This window comes from Hamadaea flava (assembly GCF_024172085.1).
Lineage (GTDB): Bacteria > Actinomycetota > Actinomycetes > Mycobacteriales > Micromonosporaceae > Hamadaea > Hamadaea flava.
The window spans coordinates 4,585,033-4,601,398 of sequence record NZ_JAMZDZ010000001.1 but is presented as its reverse complement, the minus strand read 5'-3'; the positions used below and the strand labels follow the sequence as shown (position 1 = coordinate 4,601,398).

Annotated in this window: 18 protein-coding genes; 13 read left to right on the top strand and 5 right to left on the bottom strand. The window is 69.7% G+C overall.

The genetic code is table 11. The annotated features are described in order from the left end of the window. Window positions 1–13: 13 nt before the first annotated feature. Genes HDA40_RS21715 through HDA40_RS21705 form a run of 3 tightly spaced genes read right to left on the bottom strand, consistent with a single transcriptional unit; the run spans window position 14 to window position 2,806 of the window. The gene (locus tag HDA40_RS21715; RefSeq protein ID WP_253758771.1) at window positions 14–964 is read right to left on the bottom strand and encodes a hypothetical protein; all 951 of its coding nucleotides are present in this window, start codon (window positions 962–964) and stop codon (window positions 14–16) included. 34 nt (window positions 965–998) lie between these two features. Further along, the gene (locus HDA40_RS21710; protein WP_253758769.1) at window positions 999–1,892 is read right to left on the bottom strand and encodes a serine hydrolase; all 894 of its coding nucleotides are present in this window, start codon (window positions 1,890–1,892) and stop codon (window positions 999–1,001) included. Next, window positions 1,892–2,806 (bottom strand): hypothetical protein, encoded by a 915-nt coding sequence (locus tag HDA40_RS21705; RefSeq protein WP_253758766.1) that lies wholly within the window; start codon window positions 2,804–2,806, stop codon window positions 1,892–1,894. Before HDA40_RS21705 ends, HDA40_RS21710 begins: the two co-directional genes overlap by 1 nt. A gap of 165 nt (window positions 2,807–2,971) precedes the next feature. Between HDA40_RS21705 and paaA the strand changes: the two genes are divergently transcribed. The 8 genes from paaA (at window position 2,972) to panD (ending at window position 8,847) form a co-directional block, all read left to right on the top strand. Beyond that, entirely contained in the window at window positions 2,972–3,991 is a 1,020-nt protein-coding gene (gene paaA, locus HDA40_RS21700) for a 1,2-phenylacetyl-CoA epoxidase subunit PaaA (protein WP_253758764.1), read from the top strand. Then, complete coding sequence (gene paaB, locus HDA40_RS21695) at window positions 3,988–4,260, top strand: 1,2-phenylacetyl-CoA epoxidase subunit PaaB (RefSeq protein ID WP_253758761.1); 273 nt, start codon at window positions 3,988–3,990, stop codon at window positions 4,258–4,260. Before paaA ends, paaB begins: the two co-directional genes overlap by 4 nt. Before the next feature lie 23 nt (window positions 4,261–4,283). Next, window positions 4,284–4,943, top strand: a complete 660-nt coding sequence (paaC, locus tag HDA40_RS21690; RefSeq protein ID WP_253763721.1) for a 1,2-phenylacetyl-CoA epoxidase subunit PaaC — start codon at window positions 4,284–4,286, stop codon at window positions 4,941–4,943. Then, a complete protein-coding gene (gene paaD / locus HDA40_RS21685; RefSeq protein ID WP_253758759.1) occupies window positions 4,937–5,398 on the top strand; it encodes a 1,2-phenylacetyl-CoA epoxidase subunit PaaD in 462 nt (153 codons plus the stop codon). The genes paaC and paaD overlap by 7 nt, the downstream gene beginning before the upstream one ends. Then, on the top strand, window positions 5,399–6,421 hold the full coding sequence (locus HDA40_RS21680; RefSeq protein ID WP_253758756.1) for a 2Fe-2S iron-sulfur cluster-binding protein: 1,023 nt from the start codon (window positions 5,399–5,401) through the stop codon (window positions 6,419–6,421). 292 nt (window positions 6,422–6,713) lie between these two features. Then, complete coding sequence (locus HDA40_RS21675; RefSeq protein ID WP_253758754.1) at window positions 6,714–7,616, top strand: Rossmann-like and DUF2520 domain-containing protein; 903 nt, start codon at window positions 6,714–6,716, stop codon at window positions 7,614–7,616. Next, a complete protein-coding gene (panC, locus tag HDA40_RS21670) occupies window positions 7,613–8,437 on the top strand; it encodes a pantoate--beta-alanine ligase (RefSeq protein WP_253758753.1) in 825 nt (274 codons plus the stop codon). Before HDA40_RS21675 ends, panC begins: the two co-directional genes overlap by 4 nt. Next, window positions 8,434–8,847 (top strand): aspartate 1-decarboxylase, encoded by a 414-nt coding sequence (panD, locus tag HDA40_RS21665; RefSeq protein ID WP_253758750.1) that lies wholly within the window; start codon window positions 8,434–8,436, stop codon window positions 8,845–8,847. The genes panC and panD overlap by 4 nt, the downstream gene beginning before the upstream one ends. Window positions 8,848–8,865: 18 nt before the next feature. On the opposite strand, the gene HDA40_RS21660 is transcribed toward panD, so the two are convergent. After that, a complete protein-coding gene (locus HDA40_RS21660; RefSeq protein ID WP_253758737.1) occupies window positions 8,866–9,462 on the bottom strand; it encodes an acyl-CoA-like ligand-binding transcription factor in 597 nt (198 codons plus the stop codon). Beyond that, entirely contained in the window at window positions 9,443–10,951 is a 1,509-nt protein-coding gene (locus HDA40_RS21655) for an MFS transporter (RefSeq protein WP_253758735.1), read from the bottom strand. Before HDA40_RS21655 ends, HDA40_RS21660 begins: the two co-directional genes overlap by 20 nt. A 111-nt stretch (window positions 10,952–11,062) precedes the next feature. On the opposite strand from HDA40_RS21655, the gene HDA40_RS21650 reads away from it, so the two are divergent. The 5 genes from HDA40_RS21650 (at window position 11,063) to HDA40_RS21630 (ending at window position 16,211) form a co-directional block, all read left to right on the top strand. Beyond that, on the top strand, window positions 11,063–11,926 hold the full coding sequence (locus HDA40_RS21650; RefSeq protein WP_253758733.1) for a septum formation family protein: 864 nt from the start codon (window positions 11,063–11,065) through the stop codon (window positions 11,924–11,926). Window positions 11,927–12,043: 117 nt separating this feature from the next. Then, complete coding sequence (locus HDA40_RS21645; protein WP_253758731.1) at window positions 12,044–13,687, top strand: L-aspartate oxidase; 1,644 nt, start codon at window positions 12,044–12,046, stop codon at window positions 13,685–13,687. Beyond that, window positions 13,684–14,592 (top strand): carboxylating nicotinate-nucleotide diphosphorylase, encoded by a 909-nt coding sequence (gene nadC, locus HDA40_RS21640; RefSeq protein ID WP_253758728.1) that lies wholly within the window; start codon window positions 13,684–13,686, stop codon window positions 14,590–14,592. Before HDA40_RS21645 ends, nadC begins: the two co-directional genes overlap by 4 nt. Window positions 14,593–14,594: 2 nt before the next feature. Continuing rightward, window positions 14,595–15,353: a type III pantothenate kinase gene (locus tag HDA40_RS21635; RefSeq protein WP_253758726.1), complete on the top strand. Its 759-nt coding sequence runs from the start codon at window positions 14,595–14,597 to the stop codon at window positions 15,351–15,353. A 504-nt stretch (window positions 15,354–15,857) separates the two neighbouring features. Further along, window positions 15,858–16,211, top strand: coding sequence for a histone-like nucleoid-structuring protein Lsr2 (locus HDA40_RS21630; RefSeq protein ID WP_253758724.1), 354 nt, complete (start codon window positions 15,858–15,860; stop codon window positions 16,209–16,211). The last annotated feature ends 155 nt before the right edge of the window (window positions 16,212–16,366 follow it).

The following is a 16,366-nucleotide window of genomic DNA, read 5'->3' as shown; positions in this document are numbered from 1 at the left end:
AAGAGCCGACCGGTCAGGCCGCGGGAGCCTGGTAGGTCAACTGTTTCGCCACCGTCGCGCAGACCTTCGCCGCCGCCGCGAGACCGGCCGAGTCCTTCTGCCCGGAGGCGGACTTCACCGGTTTGATCCGGACCTGTACGGCCAGCACCCAGTCGTCGTGAACGGCCAGGCAGTTGACGTGCCAGAGCACGTCCTTGTACAGCATCGTCCAGCCGTTCTTGATGCTCGTCTCGGGGACGAGGTTCTTCGGCAGGCCGTCGATGATGCCCCAGTGGCCGCCGCCGGTGGTCTTCTGCTGGTCCTTGGCGGCGGTGGTGCCCTGCACCTGTTTCATCAGCGACAGGACGTGGTCGGTCCATTTCTCCCCGGCGGCCCGGCCGTCGCCGACGCACAGGCCCAGCCGCACGGCGTCCTGGGCCGTCATCGTCGTGTACGCCCAGCCCTGGCTGTTCGCCTTGGTGCCCTTGAGGCCGCAGGTCTTGACCATGCGGCCGATCGCCGCCGACCCGCCGTCCTGTTTGTACAGCCAAGTCGCGGAGTTGTCGTTGCTGTTGATGATCGCCGTCTTGACGTAGTTGAGGGCGGTCGTGGTCGGCTCCTTCGCGCCCAGGCGGCGCAGGTAGTCCGAGACCAGCCACGTCTTGATCATCGACTCGGTGGAGTTCGTCTTGGTGGCGCTGTTGGCCGACCCCGTCATCTTGTTCGTCCGCCGGTCGTAGAACGCCCAGGCGAAGAAGCCGCCAGGCGGCGTCGTGACGGTGACCGGCAGGTCCCCGTTGAGGGTCGGAGGTGGGGGCGGCTCGGGCGACTTGGTCGGGGAAGCCGACGCGGACACCCCACCACCCGAGCCGCCGGTGTGCTTGGCGGTCGGGGAGAGCTTGGCGTACACGGCAGTGCCGACCAGGCCGACGCCGACGATCACCGCGCACGTGGCGAGGACCAGGGGGAAGTTCCTGCGCGCCAAGGGAGACTCCGAGGGTGGAGGGGTAGAGGGGTGTTCAGTTCTTCAGTGCCGCGGCGACCTGTTTGCAGATGCCCGCACCGTAGGCCTCGCCATTGGAGAAACTCAACGGGTATGAGGTCATCACACCCATCGACCATTTGTCGCCGATGGCCAGACAGTTCACGGTGTAGGTCTGCGTGGCCTGCCGGTCGACCCAGCCGTTCTTGATCGCGATGTTCTTCGCGATGTCGTCGGTGAACGCTTTCTTGATGCCCCAAGTGCCGAGGATGGTTGTCCGCATCTTCGTCAGCAACCAAGGCGTCCACTTCTCGCCGGCCGCCGTGCCGGACGAGATGCACGCGCCGAGCTTCGCCGTGTCGTACGCCGAGAGCAGGGTGTTGCTCCAGTTGTCGTCAGACTTCGAGTCCTCGAGTTTGCACATCGAGATCATGCGCTTGGTCGAGGCCGAGTTGCCGACCGCGCTGAACAGCGTGCTGGCCGCGTTGTTGTCACTGCGCTGGACGGCTTTCGCCGCGAGGTCCAGATAGGTGGAACTCGGCGTCTTGCCGTTCTCGGCCTGGCGGCGCAGATAGTCCGCGGCGATCCAAGCCTTGATCATCGACGCCGTCTTCTGCGTGTCGTGCATGTTGTCCGAGCCGTAGATCTTGCCCGTCCGCAGGTCCATCAGCGCCCAGGAGTACTTCCCGGTCATCTTGACCTTCACGGTGTGCGGGCCGACGAGCAGATCCGACATGTTCGCCGGCACCGTCGCCCCGGTCGGGGCCGGGTCGGCCGACGGCTCCCCGGTCGCCTCCGCCGACGGACTCCCGGTCGGCTCGTGCGAGGTGGGGCTCGGTGTCGAGTGGGGGAACGCCGCGTACACGGCGGCGCCGCCGAGCAGGATGGCGGCGACTGCGAAGGCCAGGAGCCAGCAGGATGCCTTGGACATCAACCCTCCGCGGAGGCCGGTTGGTAGACGAGTTGCTCTGCCACGGACTTGCAGACGTTCGCCCCGTACGCCAGACCGAGTTTGCCCGGGTACTTCACCTGCACGGCGAGCGTCCAGTCACTGTGGACGGCGAGGCAGTTCACGTGCCACTTGCCGTCCGCATTGATCAACGTCCAGCCGTTCTTGATCGCGGTGTCGGATTGAAGCTGGGCGGGCAGGCCGTCGACGATGCCCCAGTGACCGCCGCCCCAGGTGGCGTGCTGGTCGGCGGTGGCGACGGTGCCGCGTACGTGCTCCATCTCGTTCAGCAGGTAGGACGTCCACTTGTCGCCGGCCGCCGTGCCGTCGGCGATGCAGTCGCCCATCCGGGCCGCGTCGCGGGCGGTCAGCTGCGTCATGCTCCACCAGCCGCTCTTGAGCACGGGCTGGTCGGTGAGGTCGCAGGTGCTGAACAGCCGCTTGATCGAGGAGTTGCCGCCGTCCTTGAGATACAGCCACTGCGCCGAGTCGTCGTTGCTGTCCCGGATCGCCGTCGACATCTTCTGCTTCTCGGCGGCGGTCGGATCCCGGTCGCCCAGGCGCTTGAGGAAGTCGGCGACCAACCACGCCTTCACCATCGACTCGGTGGTGTTGTGGTAGCTCGTCGAGTTCGCCGAGCCGGTGGTGGTCCCGGTCGTCCGGTCCAGCAGCGACCAGGCGTACGCCGCGCCGGTGGCCGGCTTCACCTGCACCGGAGTGGTCTCGCGCAGGGTCGGTGGCGGAGGCGGCTCCGGCGACTTCGAGGCCGACGGCGACGTGGGCACGAACGGTAGGCCGGCCGCGTGCGACGGATACAGGGTGGTGCCCAGCAACAGGCCGAGACCTGCGACGACGCTCAGGCAGGCCACGACGAGCAGGGCTCGGCGGGTGGGCATGAGGGGGCTACTCCGGGGGTGGTGAATCAGGGGTGGTCGGGGGTCCTTCTGGAGCACCCCACCCTAGGCCATCAGCATCGGAAGCGGCTACGCCGGTGCTGGGCGGCGGCCGGGAAGGTGTGACAGAGCTTGCCCGAAACCGGCGCGAGCTGTAACACTGGACGGATGGGTGAGGGACTGCTGGACCAGGTCGCGGAGGCCGAGGCCGAGCTGCTCGCGGCGGGCCATCAGCGGCTCGCGCGAGGCGACGACGTGCAGGCATGGTTCGATGCCGTGATCGAGGCCGACCAGAAGGTCGAGCCCCGCGACTGGATGCCCGACGACTACCGCAAGGGACTCGTCCGGCAGATCGCCCAGCACGCGCACTCCGAGATCATCGGCATGCAACCCGAGGGCAACTGGATCAGCCGCGCGCCGACCCTGAAACGTAAGGCGATCCTGCTCGCGAAGGTGCAGGACGAGGCCGGGCACGGGCTCTACCTCTACGCCGCGGCGGAGACGCTCGGCGTCACCCGGGAGGAACTCGTCGACGCCCTCATCGAAGGCCGTCAGAAGTACAGCTCGATCTTCAACTATCCGACGTTGACCTGGGCCGACGTCGGCGCGATCGGCTGGCTCGTGGACGGCGCGGCGATCGTCAACCAGGTGCCGCTGTGCCGCTGCTCCTACGGGCCGTACGCCCGCGCGATGATCCGCATCTGCAAGGAGGAATCCTTCCACCAGCGGCAGGGCTATGAGATCCTGCACACTCTCAGTCACGGCACCCCGGAACAGCGGGCGATGGCGCAGGACTCGCTGGACCGCTGGTGGTATCCGTCCCTCGCGATGTTCGGCCCGCCGGACACCCAGTCGACGCACAGCGCGAAGTCGATGGGCTGGAAGATCAAGCGGCATTCCAACGACGAGTTGCGGCAGCGGTTCGTCGACATGTGCGTACCGCAGGCCAAGGTGCTCGGGCTGACGATCCCGGACCCGGACCTGCGCTGGAACGACGAACGCGGGCACCACGACTTCACCGAGCCGGACTACGCCGAGCTGATGCGGGTGGTCGCCGGGGACGGCCCGTGCAACGCCGAACGGATGGCGCACCGTCGCCGGGCCCACGATGAAGGGGCCTGGGTGCGGGAGGCCGCAGCAGAGTATGCCGAGAAGGCGGCCTCAAGGAAGAAAGCGGGAGATCGATGACCCTTTGGGAGGTGTTCATCCGGCCTCGGCGCGGGCTGTCGCACACCCACGCCGGCAGCGTGCACGCCGACGACGCGGAAACCGCGCTGCGCAACGCGCGCGACGTCTACACCCGCCGGCAGGAGGGCGTGTCGATCTGGGTCGTCCGGGCCGCCGACATCACGGCGAGCAGCCCGGAGGAGAAGGACCCGTTCTTCGCCCCGGCCGCCGACAAGATCTACCGCTACCCCACGTTCTACGAGGTCCCCGAAGGAGCGCCGCACCTGTGACCGAGCTGGCGCACGATCCGATCATGCTCGGCGACGACGCGCTGCTCGCGGCGCAGCGGCTCGCCGAGTGGGCCTCGCGCGCGCCGACGATGGAGGAAGACGTCGCGCTCGCCAACATCGCGCTCGACCAACTCGGGGCGGCCCGGCTGTTCCTGTCGCTGGCCGGTGACGAGGACGAACTGGCCTACCGGCGGGACGATCGCGAGTTCCGCAACTGTCTGCTCGTCGAACTGCCCAACGGACCTGCCCGCGGCGACCTCGACTTCGGCTGGACTATCGCCAAGCTGCTGTTCCTGTCGGCGGCGCAACGCCAGACCTACGAGGTGCTCGCGGCCGAAGGCGGGCCGCTGGGGGAGATCGCGGCGAAGACGGTCAAAGAATCCGCCTACCACTTCGACCACGCGAGCCTGTGGACGCGGCGGCTCGGTGACGGAACGCCGGAGTCCCACCATCGGATGACCGGCGCCGTCCAGCGCCTTTGGGCGTACACGTTCGACCTGGCCCAGGATCGCGCGGCCTGGCTGGCCGTGATCGAGCCGGTGCTCGCGGAGGCCGGGCTCGAGCGGCCCGCGGAGCCCGAGCCCAAGCTCGGCGGCCGCGCCGGGCAGCACACCGAGCACCTGAGCTACCTGCTGGCCGAGATGCAGGTCCTGCATCGCGCACATCCCGGCGCGAAATGGTAGACCTGCGGGCCGTCGCGGGCGCGGTGCTGGACCCCGAGCTGCGCGTGGTCACCATCGCCGAGCTGGGCATCCTGCGGTCCGTGCGGGTCGAGCCGGACCAGACGGTACGCGTGGAGATCACCCCGACGTACGCGGGCTGCCCGGCGATGGACGCGATCCGGGACGACATCCGCAGCGCCCTGGCCGGGGTCGGCCACCCGGAGGTGGAGGTCGTGACGGTGCTGAGCCCGCCGTGGAGCACCGACATGATCACGGCGTCGGGGCGGGCGGCGCTCGAACGAGCGGGCATCGCACCGCCGACGGCCGGACCGGTCGCGCTTACCCTGGCGCCGGTGTGCCCGCGCTGCGGTTCCGGGCGGACCGAGGAGATCAGCCGGTTCGGGCCGACCGCATGCCAGTCGATCTGGCGGTGCACGTCCTGTCTGGAGCCGTTCGACCATGTAAGGCGGTTTTAGGTGAGATTCGAGACGCTGACCGTCGGCGCCGTCGAACCGGCCTGCGCGGACGGGGTGGTCATCACCTTCGCCGTCCCGGCTGAACTGCGTGCGGCCTTCGCGTTCCAAGCCGGCCAGCACGTGACGCTGGACGAGAAGCTGCGGCGGTCGTACTCGATCTGCTCGACCCCGGCTGACCTGGCCGCCCGGGGCTCGTTGTCGGTCGGCGTACGCCTGCTGCCGGACGGCGAGTTCTCCGCGATCGCGGCGTCCCTGGCACCGGGTATGCAAGTGGCGGTCTCCGCCCCGTTGGGCCGGTTCACCAGCCCGTTCGAGGCCGCCCGGAAGCGGCGGTACGGTGCGATCGTCGGCGGTTCCGGGATCACGCCCGTGCTCTCCCTGGCCGGGGCCGCGCTCGACCTCGAACCGCGCAGCACCTTCGCGGTGATCTGCGCCAACCGGACGTCGGGCAGCGCGTTCGCCGTCGACGAGCTGGCCGACCTCAAGGACCGCTACCCGGATCGGCTGCAAGTGCTGCACGTGCTGTCCCGGGAGCCGGGCGCGCCGCTGCACGGCCGGATCACCGCCGACCTCGTGACCGAGCTGTTGCCCGTGGTCGGGCCGGTCGACGAATGGTTCCTGTGTGGTCCACTCGGCCTGGTCGAGAGCGCGCGGTCGACGGTCGCCGCGACCGGGGCGCAGGTGCATGTGGAGCTGTTCCACGTCGGCCCGGTGCCCACCCCGCCGGAAGCGCCCTCCGGCGCGGGAGACGTCCAGGTGGAGATCCGGCTGGACGGGCGCGCCACGTCGTTCACCATGGGCAGCGGCGAACGGGTGCTGGACGCCGCCCTGCGGCACCGCTCGGAACTCCCGTACGCCTGCCGCGGCGGAGTCTGTTCGACCTGCCGGGCTCGGGTCGTCTCCGGGACGGTCGAGATGGCGGCCAACTGGGCCCTGGACCCGGCCGAGACGGCCGCCGGATACGTGCTGACCTGCCAGTCCCACCCGACCTCCGCGGAGCTCGTCGTCGACTACGACGCCTGACCCTCTGGTGACGCGGCCTCGCGTCCTTCGCGGCGCGGCCTCGCGTCGTCCTTTGGCGCTGGATCACGGATCTCGGTCGAATCCTGGGGCAAGATTCGACTCGGATCCCTGATCCAGCGCCGATGGGCGGCCGGGTGGTGTCGGTCTCATCCGGGATGCGGGAGTGGCATATCGGGCGTTTTACCCGGTGTACCGCCCGGCCGTGAAAGTGTTCACAAGCTCTTGTCCAGCATCCGGGACAAGCAGTGATACTGGTGGCGACCGGTACCCACCTTCGAGGACTGGATCGTCTATGAGCGCACAGTCGCGCAGTTTGACCGTCGGCGTCATCGGCGCCGGACGGGTCGGCGCCATCCTGGGCGCGGCGCTGGCCGCCGCGGGTCACCACGTGGTGGCTGCCTCGGGCGTATCCGCCGCTGCCAAGCACCGGATCGCCACCCTTCTCCCGCAGGCTCGCAACCTCCCGGCCGATCAGGTCGCGCGCGAGGCTCATGACCTGCTCATCATCGCCGTACCGGATGACGCGCTGGCCGCCGTGGTGGCCGGGCTCGCCGGGATCGGCGCCTTGCACCCCGGTCAGGTCGTGGCGCACACCTCCGGCGCGCACGGGCTGGGCGTACTGGAGCCGGCGCGCGCTGTCGGCGCCCGTCCGCTGGCGCTGCACCCCGCGATGACCTTCACCGGTACGCCGGCCGACCTGGCCCGGCTCGACGACGGCGTCTCCTTCGGCGTGACCGCTCCGCCGGAGCTGGCCGTCATCGCCCACGATCTCGTCGACGACCTGCAGGGGCAGCTCGAATGGATCGACGAGCAGGATCGCCCGCTCTATCACGCCGCCCTCGCGCACGGGGCCAACCACCTGGTGACGCTGGTCAACGAGGCAGCCGATCGGCTCCGCGACGCGGGCGTCACGCATCCCGAGAAGGTGCTCGCACCGTTGCTGCGCGCGGCCTTGGAGAACGCCCTGGCCAGCGGCGATGCCGCGTTGACCGGCCCGGTCTCGCGGGGTGACGCGGGGACGGTCGCCAAGCACGTCGCCGCGATGGGCGCCGTCGCCCCCGATTCGGTCCCCGCGTACCTGGCGCTGGCTCGGCGTACCGCCGACCGGGCGATCGCGGTCGGACGGCTGCGCCCCACCGACGCGGAGCCACTGCTCGACGTGCTGGCCGGCAAGCCGGAGACGGTGCATTCATGAATCTCGTGACGAGTCGCGCGGACCTCGAGGTCGCGCGCGGCCGCGCTGACGGCCGGGTCGCGGTCGTGATGACCATGGGCGCGCTCCACGACGGGCACGCCACCCTGATGCGGGAGGCCCGCAAGCACGCGGACTTCCTCATCGCGACGATCTTCGTGAACCCGCTGCAGTTCGGGCCGAACGAGGACTTCCAGCGCTACCCCCGGACGTTGGACGCCGACCTGGAGATCTGCCGCGCCGAGGGCGTCGACCTGGTCTTCGCCCCCACGCCCGACGTGATGTACCCAGACGGCGAGCCGTCGATCCTGATCGACCCGGGTCCGCTCGGCGTCGAGCTGGAAGGCGCGGTACGCCCCGGCCACTTCGCCGGTGTGCTGACCGTCGTCTGCAAGCTCCTCCACCTGACCGGCGCGGACGCGGCGTTCTTCGGGGAGAAGGACTACCAGCAGCTCACCCTGATCAAGGCGATGGCACGGACGCTGGATCTGGATGTCGAGATCGTCGGCGTGCCGACCGTACGCGAGGCGGACGGCCTGGCGATGTCCAGCCGCAATCGCTACCTCTCCGCCGACGAGCGGACGCTGGCCCGGGCCCTGTCCCGCGCACTGCGTGCCGGGGCGGAGGCGGCGCTCGCCGGCGGCGACGTGCTCGCCACGGCGGGTGCGGAGCTGACCGGCGTCCAGCCGGACTACCTGGAACTGAGAGCCCCCGACCTCGGCCCGGCCCCGGAGACCGGCGAGGCGCGGCTGCTGGTGGCGGCCCGCGTCGGGACCACTCGCCTGATCGACAACACGCACATCCACCTGGGGAGTGACCGATGATCCGCACGATGCTCAAGTCCAAGATCCACCGGGCCACGGTGACCCAGGCCGACCTGCACTACGTCGGCTCCGTCACGGTCGACTCCGAGCTGATGGCCGCGGCCGACCTGCTGCCCGGCGAGAAGGTCGCGATCGTCGACGTCACCAACGGCGCCCGGCTCGAGACGTACGTGATCGAGGGCGCGCCGGGCTCGGGCGTGATCGGCATCAATGGCGCAGCGGCGCATCTCGTCCACCCCGGCGACCTGGTGATCATGATCGCGTACGCCCAGTTCGACGACGCCGAGGCGCGGACGTATCGGCCTCGGGTGGTCCACGTGGACGCCGACAACAAGATCATCGAGCTGGGCGCCGACCCGGCCGAGGCCGTCCCCGGAATGGTCGGCGACCTCGTGAGCGGCCGCGCCTGACGCGGTGATCAGCGACGGTCAGAGACCGGTTTCGAGATAGGACAGGGCCTCGTCGACGAGTTCGGCGAGGTCCTTCTCCGGATCGGCGATCCACGTCTCGAAGACCGCGAGGATGGCTCCCATCATCGCGCCGGTCGTCGCGCGTACGCGGGGATGCGAGACCGGCAGCCCCAGGTGCTCGCCGATGAGTTCGTCGAACACGTGCTGGGTGTTGAGCCAGTTGTCCCAGACCCGGGCCTTGACCTGCGGCGTCGTGAACATGAGCACCGTACGCTCGCGGATGGCGTCGACGTCGCGCCGGGGCAGGCCGGTGAACGTGCTGCGGATGACTTCCCGGATGCGACCGATCGGCGAGCCGGCCGGGGTCAGCTCGTGCCAGCGCTCGACGAACATCGGGTCGTACTCGTCCTGGATGATCACGTCTTCCTTGGTCGGGAAGTATCGGAAGAAGGTCGCCGGCGAGACCTCGGCGGCGGCCGCGATCTGATCCACGGTGGTGGCGTCGTAGCCCTGTTCGCGGATCAGTCGCATGGCCGCTTCCTGGATCGCCTTGCGCGTCTTGGCCTTCTTCCGCTCGCGCAATCCCGGTTGGACGTCAGACCTCGAGTCGGGCATGTGCTGATTCTGCGCCAGGGACGGCCGTCGTGACGGGGCGGCCGGGCAGGAACAGCGCGGAGAGCACTGCTCCGAGCAGGGCGACCGCACCGCTGACGGCGAGGACCGCGGACATCCCGGCCAGGAAGGCCGGCACGGCGTCGAGGTTCGGCACACGGATCGCGGCCAGGACCGATTCCTTGGCGGCGGAGGCGACCGCCGGGGGCAGTCCCGAGGTGTCCAGCCGCGCGGTGTAGACCGCCGCGAGCAGACTGCCGAGCGCCGCTACCCCCAGCGCACCGCCGACCTGCCGCATCGCCTGTACCGCGCCCGAGCCGACCCCGCTCTTGCCCTCGGGCAGGCTGGCCAGCACCGCGTCCATCGCCGACGGCATGCACAGCCCCAGGCCGAAGCCCAGCACCGTCAACCACAGCGCGGTCCAGGCGTACCCGTCGGCGCGCCCGGTCAGCGCGCCCAGGCCGAGCCCGGCCGCCGCCACCGCGAGGCCCGCCGACACCACCACTCGCGCGCCGAGTCGAGCCGCCACTCGGGTCCCGAGGCGCGCGGCCACGATCAGGCCCCCGATCATCGGCAGCAGCCGCACACCCACGCCCAGCGCGTCGTATCGCATCCTCGCCGCGAGGTACTGCGGCACCACGAACAGCACGCCCATCATCGCGAAGCTCGCCGCCGTGGCGGCCAGCGAACCCCACAGGAAGTTCCGGTCCGCGAACAGCCTGCGGTCGATCAACGGGTACGCCGACCGCCCGAGCCGGATCCAGAAGATCCCCAGGACCACCACCCCGGCGGCGACCCACGGGAAGGCGGTGGCCCAGCCGTCGACCGGCGCGAGGATGACGCCGTAGACGAAGGCGCCGAGGCCGGCCACCGAGAGCACCGCTCCGGGGAGATCCACCCGTTGTGCGTGGGGATCCCGCGACTCCGGGAGCAGGACCGCGGCCGCGAGCACGGCGACCACCACGACCGGGATGTTGATCAGGAAGATCGACCCCCAGTGGAAATGATCGAGGAGATAGCCGCCGAGGACCGGACCGATCGGTACACCGAGGGCGACCGCGATCGACCAGGTGGCGATGGCCCGGGGCTGTTCCGCCCGGTCGAAGACGACGGGCAGCACCGACATGGTCAGCGGCATGATCAGGGCGGCGCCGAGGCCCATGACCGCCCGCGCCGCGACCAGTTGCGGCACGTTCTCGGCGTACGCGGCGACGGCGGAGGCCGCGCCGAACAGCAGCAGCCCGGCGATGAGCCACCGTTTGCGGCCGTGCCGATCGCCGAGCAGCCCGGCCGGGAGCAGCGCTACGGCGAAAACCACGATGTAGGAGTCCACGATCCACTGCAGATCGTCGGTGCCGGCGTCGAGATCGTCGGCCAGCGTCGGCAGCGCCACGTTGAGCACCGTGCCGTCCAGGCCGATGACCAGGACGGACAACGCCAGGACCGCCAGAATCCACCAGCGCGATCGGCGCACCGAAGTGAGAGTAGCCATGTTTTGAGAGTAACTCTCAAAAGCTCGCTCCTGTCAAGGGCAACGTGAAGCGCTGTCATGTCGTAAGCTCCGCACTCCGAGACATCGGAACGGGGACTTGGGGAGATGACGATGCGGCGCTGGATCGCGACCGTGGCGCTGGCGGGCGCCGCTGTCCTGGGGCTGACCGGCTGCGGTCTGCCGGACGGGGTCGACGGGAACCTGACCGACCAGTGGGCGGCGCTCCCCGCCCCGGACGGCTTCACTCCCAGTGCGGACACCTGCCACTCGGCGTACGCCGCCACCGGCTATCGCAGCAGCTACCAGCCGGTCGACTGCGCGCAGTCGCACATGACCGAGACGGTCTACGTCGGCACCGACGACGCCCTGACCTCGCCGCCGAAGAGCGGGACCGCCGAGTACCTCAAGCTGGCGCGGACCTGCGAGACCAAGGTCAACGAGTTCGTCGGCGGCGACTGGCACGACGGCAAGCTCTGGTTCGGGCTGACCCTGCCGACCGCCGCCGCCTGGACCGGCGGCGCGCACTGGTACCGCTGCGAGTTGATCACCCTGGAGCAGGTCTTCGGTGAGGAGACCACCCACACCGGGTCGTTGAAGGGCGAGCTGACCAAGCCGGGGTCGCCGATCCGTCTCGGCTGCTTCAGCTACGCCAGCGGCAAGAGCGTCACCCCGGTGGCCTGCACCGCGAAGCACAACGCGGAGTACGTCGGTTCGATCGTGGTGGCCGGCTTCGCCGCCGCCAACGATCGGACGAAGATGATCAAGGCGTGCCACCAGCGGATCGCCGCGTACGTGGGGATGAAGTACTCCAGCGACATGAAGTACCGCACCGGCGTGTTCTGGGACCCGATGACGGCGGCCGAATTCGCCGACGGCGACCACAAGGTCCGCTGCTACGCCTGGTTCTCCCCGGACACCAAGACGAAGTCGATCAAGGGTGCGGGCGCGAAGGCCCTGCCCATCCACTACGCCTAGGCCGCAGCATGTCAACGGACACGCCCGGGAGCTCTCGGGCGAGCGGCCAGAAGTGCGGTCAGTGACCGCGCTTACGTTTCCGTGGTGGAAACGTCCGGGGAACGGTTGACTGTCCTTATGCCAGACACTGTCGGGCTCCCCGCGAGGTTGCCCGCTCCCGAGCCCGGTTGGGCCGAGTCGACCGACGTCGTCGTGATCGGATCGGGCGTCGCCGGGCTCACCACCGCCCTGCACCTGCGTGAGGCGGGCCTGCACGTCACCGTCGTGACCAAGGTCAACATCGACGACGGGTCGACGCGCTGGGCCCAAGGCGGGATCGCGGCGGTCCTCGACCCGTTCGACAGTCCGGCCGCCCACGCGGAGGACACCAAGGTCGCCGGGGTCGGCCTGTGCGACCCGGCCGCCGTCGAGGTGCTGGTCACCGAGGGCCCCGATCGCGTACGCGAACTGATCCGCTGGGGTACCCAGTTCGACCGCAACCCGGACGGCTCGCTGATGTTGACCCGCGAAGGCGGCCACCACGCGAACCGGATCGTCCACGCGGGCGGCGACGCCACCGGGGCCGAGGTCCAGCGAGCACTGCACACGGCGGTGCACCGTGATCCCTGGATCCGCCTCGTCGAGCACGCGCTCGTCCTCGACCTGCTGCGCGACTCGACCGGCCGGGCCTGCGGCATCACCTTGCACGTCCTCGGCGAGGGCCGGCCCGACGGCGTCGGCGCCATCCACGCTCGCGCGGTCGTGCTGGCCACCGGCGGCATGGGCCAGATCTTCGCCGCCACCACGAATCCGGTCGTGTCCACCGGTGACGGCGTCGCGCTCGCGCTGCGGGCCGGGGCGACGGTCACCGATCTGGAGTTCGTCCAGTTCCACCCGACCGCGCTCTACCTGCGCGGCAGCGGCTCGGCCCAGCAGCCGCTGGTCTCTGAGGCGTTGCGCGGCGAAGGGGCGTACCTGGTCGACGGCGACGGCAAGCGGTTCATGGTCGGGCAGCACGAACTGGCCGAACTCGCCCCCCGCGACATCGTCGCCAAGGGCATCCATCGGCAACTGCTGGCGAGCGGCGCCGAGCACGTCTACCTCGACGCCCGGCACGTCGAGCGGGTGACCGAGCGGTTCCCGACGATCACGGCGTACTGCCGGGCGGCCGGCGTCGACCCGGCGCAGGACCTGATCCCGGTCGCCCCGGCGGCGCACTACGCCAGCGGCGGGGTCCGGACCGACCTGCACGGGCGCACCTCCATCCCCGGCCTGTACGCCTGTGGCGAGGTCGCCTGCACCGGGGTGCACGGTGCCAACCGGCTCGCCTCGAACTCCCTGCTCGAAGGGCTCGTCTTCAGCCGCCGGATCGCCGCCGACATCGCGGCCGAGAAGCCGGACTTCGCCGATCCGGTCAACGCGCACGAGGTGCCCGGCGGGGAACCGCCGTCGTCCGAGGGCGAGGCGACCTGGCGGGCCAACCTGCAGCTGGCCATGTCCCGGGGCGCCGGCGTCCTGCGTACGGCGGCGGGGTTGGCCGAGGCCCAGGCGGTGCTCGCCGAACTCGCCACGCGTACGCCCCGGCGCGGCACCGACGGCTGGGAGCTGACCAACCTTCTCACCGTGGCGTCCGCCCTGGTCCGGGCGGCCTCGCTGCGGGAGGAGACGCGCGGCTGCCACTGGCGCGAAGACCACCCCCAGGCCGAGGAGAGCTGGCGCGGACATCTGCTGGCCCGGCTGGCCGACGGCGGCGTCACCGACGATTGGGAGCCCATGCGATGAGGGAACAGACCGCGCGGGCGCTCCGCGCCGAAGGCATGGACCCGGGTGAGGTCCAGCGCATCGTCCAGACCGCGCTCCTGGAGGATCTCGGTCCCACCTGGACGGACGTCACCAGTTTCGCCACCATCCCGGCCGACCAGACCGACACCGGGGACGTCGTCGCCCGAGCAGTCGGCGTGGTCGCCGGACTGCACGTCGCCGCCGCCGTCTTCGAAGAGGTCGAAGCACTGGTGATCGAGGATTCGGGCGGTGTGCGTACAAGTGTGGAATTGATCGCGCGAGACGGCGCGCGAGTGACCCGCGACGACGTGCTGGCCACGGTGAGCGGTCCCACCCGCGTGCTGTTGATGGCCGAGCGGACCGCGCTCAACCTGCTGTGCCGGATGTCCGGGGTGGCGACCCACACGCGGGCCTGGGCCGACGAGCTGACCGGGACCACCGCGACCGTGCTCGACACCCGCAAGACCACGCCGGGCCTGCGCGTCCTGGAGAAGTACGCGGTCCGCGCGGGCGGCGGCACGAACAAGCGCATGGGCCTCTACGACGTCGCGATGATCAAGGACAACCACAAGCTCGCGGCGGGTTCGATCACCGCGGCCTACCAGCGGGTACGCGAGACCTCCCCAGACGTTCCGGTGCAGGTGGAGGTCACGACGCTGGCCGAGGCGGTCGAGGCGACCGACGCCGGGGCCGACTTCCTGCTGCTGGACAACATGGCGCCCGACCTGCTCCGGCAGGTCGTGGTGGCGGTGGGCGAGCGGGTGGAGCTGGAGGCGACCGGCGGCCTGACGCTGGAGGTGGCCCGCAAGTACGCCGAGACCGGCGTCGACTACCTCAGCGTCGGTGGCCTGACCCACTCGTCCCCTATCGTGGACATCGCGTTGGATCTGCGACCTCGGGGCTGACCTTGCTGCTGTGTATCGACATCGGTAACACCAATACGGTGCTCGCCACTTTCGAGGGCGACAAGATCGTCCACTCCTGGCGGGTGAAGACCGACGCCCGCAACACCGCCGACGAACTCGGTCTGATGTTCCGCGGGCTGCTCGCCGGGGACAACGTCGAGATCACCGGCGTGGCCGCATGCTCGACCGTCCCGGCGGCGCTGCGGTCGCTGCGGACCATGCTCACGCGGTACTACGGCGGCATCCCGACCGTGATCGTCGAGCCCGGTGTGAAAACCGGCGTCCAACTGGCCATCGACAACCCCAAAGAGGTCGGCAGCGACCGGGTGGTCAACACGCTGGCCGCCCACACCCTCTACGGCGGGCCGGCCATCGTCGTCGACTTCGGCACCTCGACCAACTTCGACGCGGTGAGCGAACGGGGGGAGTTCCTGGGCGGCGTACTGGCCCCCGGGATCGAGATCTCCGTCGAGGCGCTCGCCGCCCGGGCCGCCCAGCTCCGCAAGGTCGAGCTGATCAAGCCGCCCAAGGTCATCGGCAAGAACACCGTGGAATGCCTCCAGTCCGGGGTGGTCTACGGCTTCGCCGGACAGGTCGACGGAATCGTGGAGCGGATGATCGGCGAACTCGGGCCGGTGACGGCCGTCATAGCGACCGGCGGACTGGCCCCAGTCGTCGTGGGCGAATGCCGGACGATCACCCACCACGAGCCGATGATCACCCTGATCGGCCTCCGAATGATCTTCGACCGCAACCTCTAGCTCCGGTCCCAAAGTCGCCGAAATTGGTTGGCCTGGGAATTCGCCGGTGGGCGTACTGCGTTATTGGCTCCCTTTTCCCGAGGGCATCGCCGATTCTCGTCGACAAGAATCCGCCGGGCCGAACGGGCGACCGGCGCGGCGACCGGCGTACGCCACCGTCGGATTCGAATGAGCGTAACCGCGCCGCCTTCGGTGAATGGCGAGTGTCGACCGGCCGTCGAACGGCTATCCCACGAGTACGCCCGGAGCCCGTTCGGGCGGGCGGCGTACGCCTGTGAGCGCTGGAACGGCAGCCTGATCCGTGTTGACCAGGTCAGCGAACCAGGAGCGAGCGGCCGAATACCAACTGCGACGGCGATCGCCGAATCGTTTGATCCGGATCGCATTTCTCGCGGTACGCGAAAATCACGAAACGACAGCGGGCCTTGGCCATTTCCGACGCATTATCGCTATGCTGCTTCCAACGTACATTGGACACGGGAATCCCGGCGATGGAGGCAAGTAATGGCGAGGCAGCAGATCGTCGTCTACAAGGATGATCTGGACGGGACCGAAGAGGGCGTGCGTCCGGTGAAGTTCGGCCTGGACGGCGCGAACTACGAGATCGACCTCGGGCCCTCCAACTACGCGAAGCTGAAGGAGATCCTCGAGCCGTACATCGAGGCGGGGTCCAAGGTCAGCGGACGCGCCCCGACCGGGCGGGTGGCTCCGGCGCGCCGGGCGGCGGCAGCGGCCGAGCAGAAGGAGTTCAACGCTCGCGTACGCGACTGGGCGGCGAAGAACGGTCACAAGGTCAAGCCGCGTGGCCGGGTTCCGGAGAAGGTCATCGACGCCTACCACGAGGCGGGCGGCAAGTAACCCAGGCAGACCGCCTGGCGGGGCGGGCGACGCGCGGAACTCAGCTGCGAATTTCGCTGTCCGCGTACAAGGGTGCGGGCATGGAACACCGCAGTGTTGAGTGAGGTTGGCTCATACGTCGGTGGCAACGGCGGCCGGCGGGGGTAATACCCCTG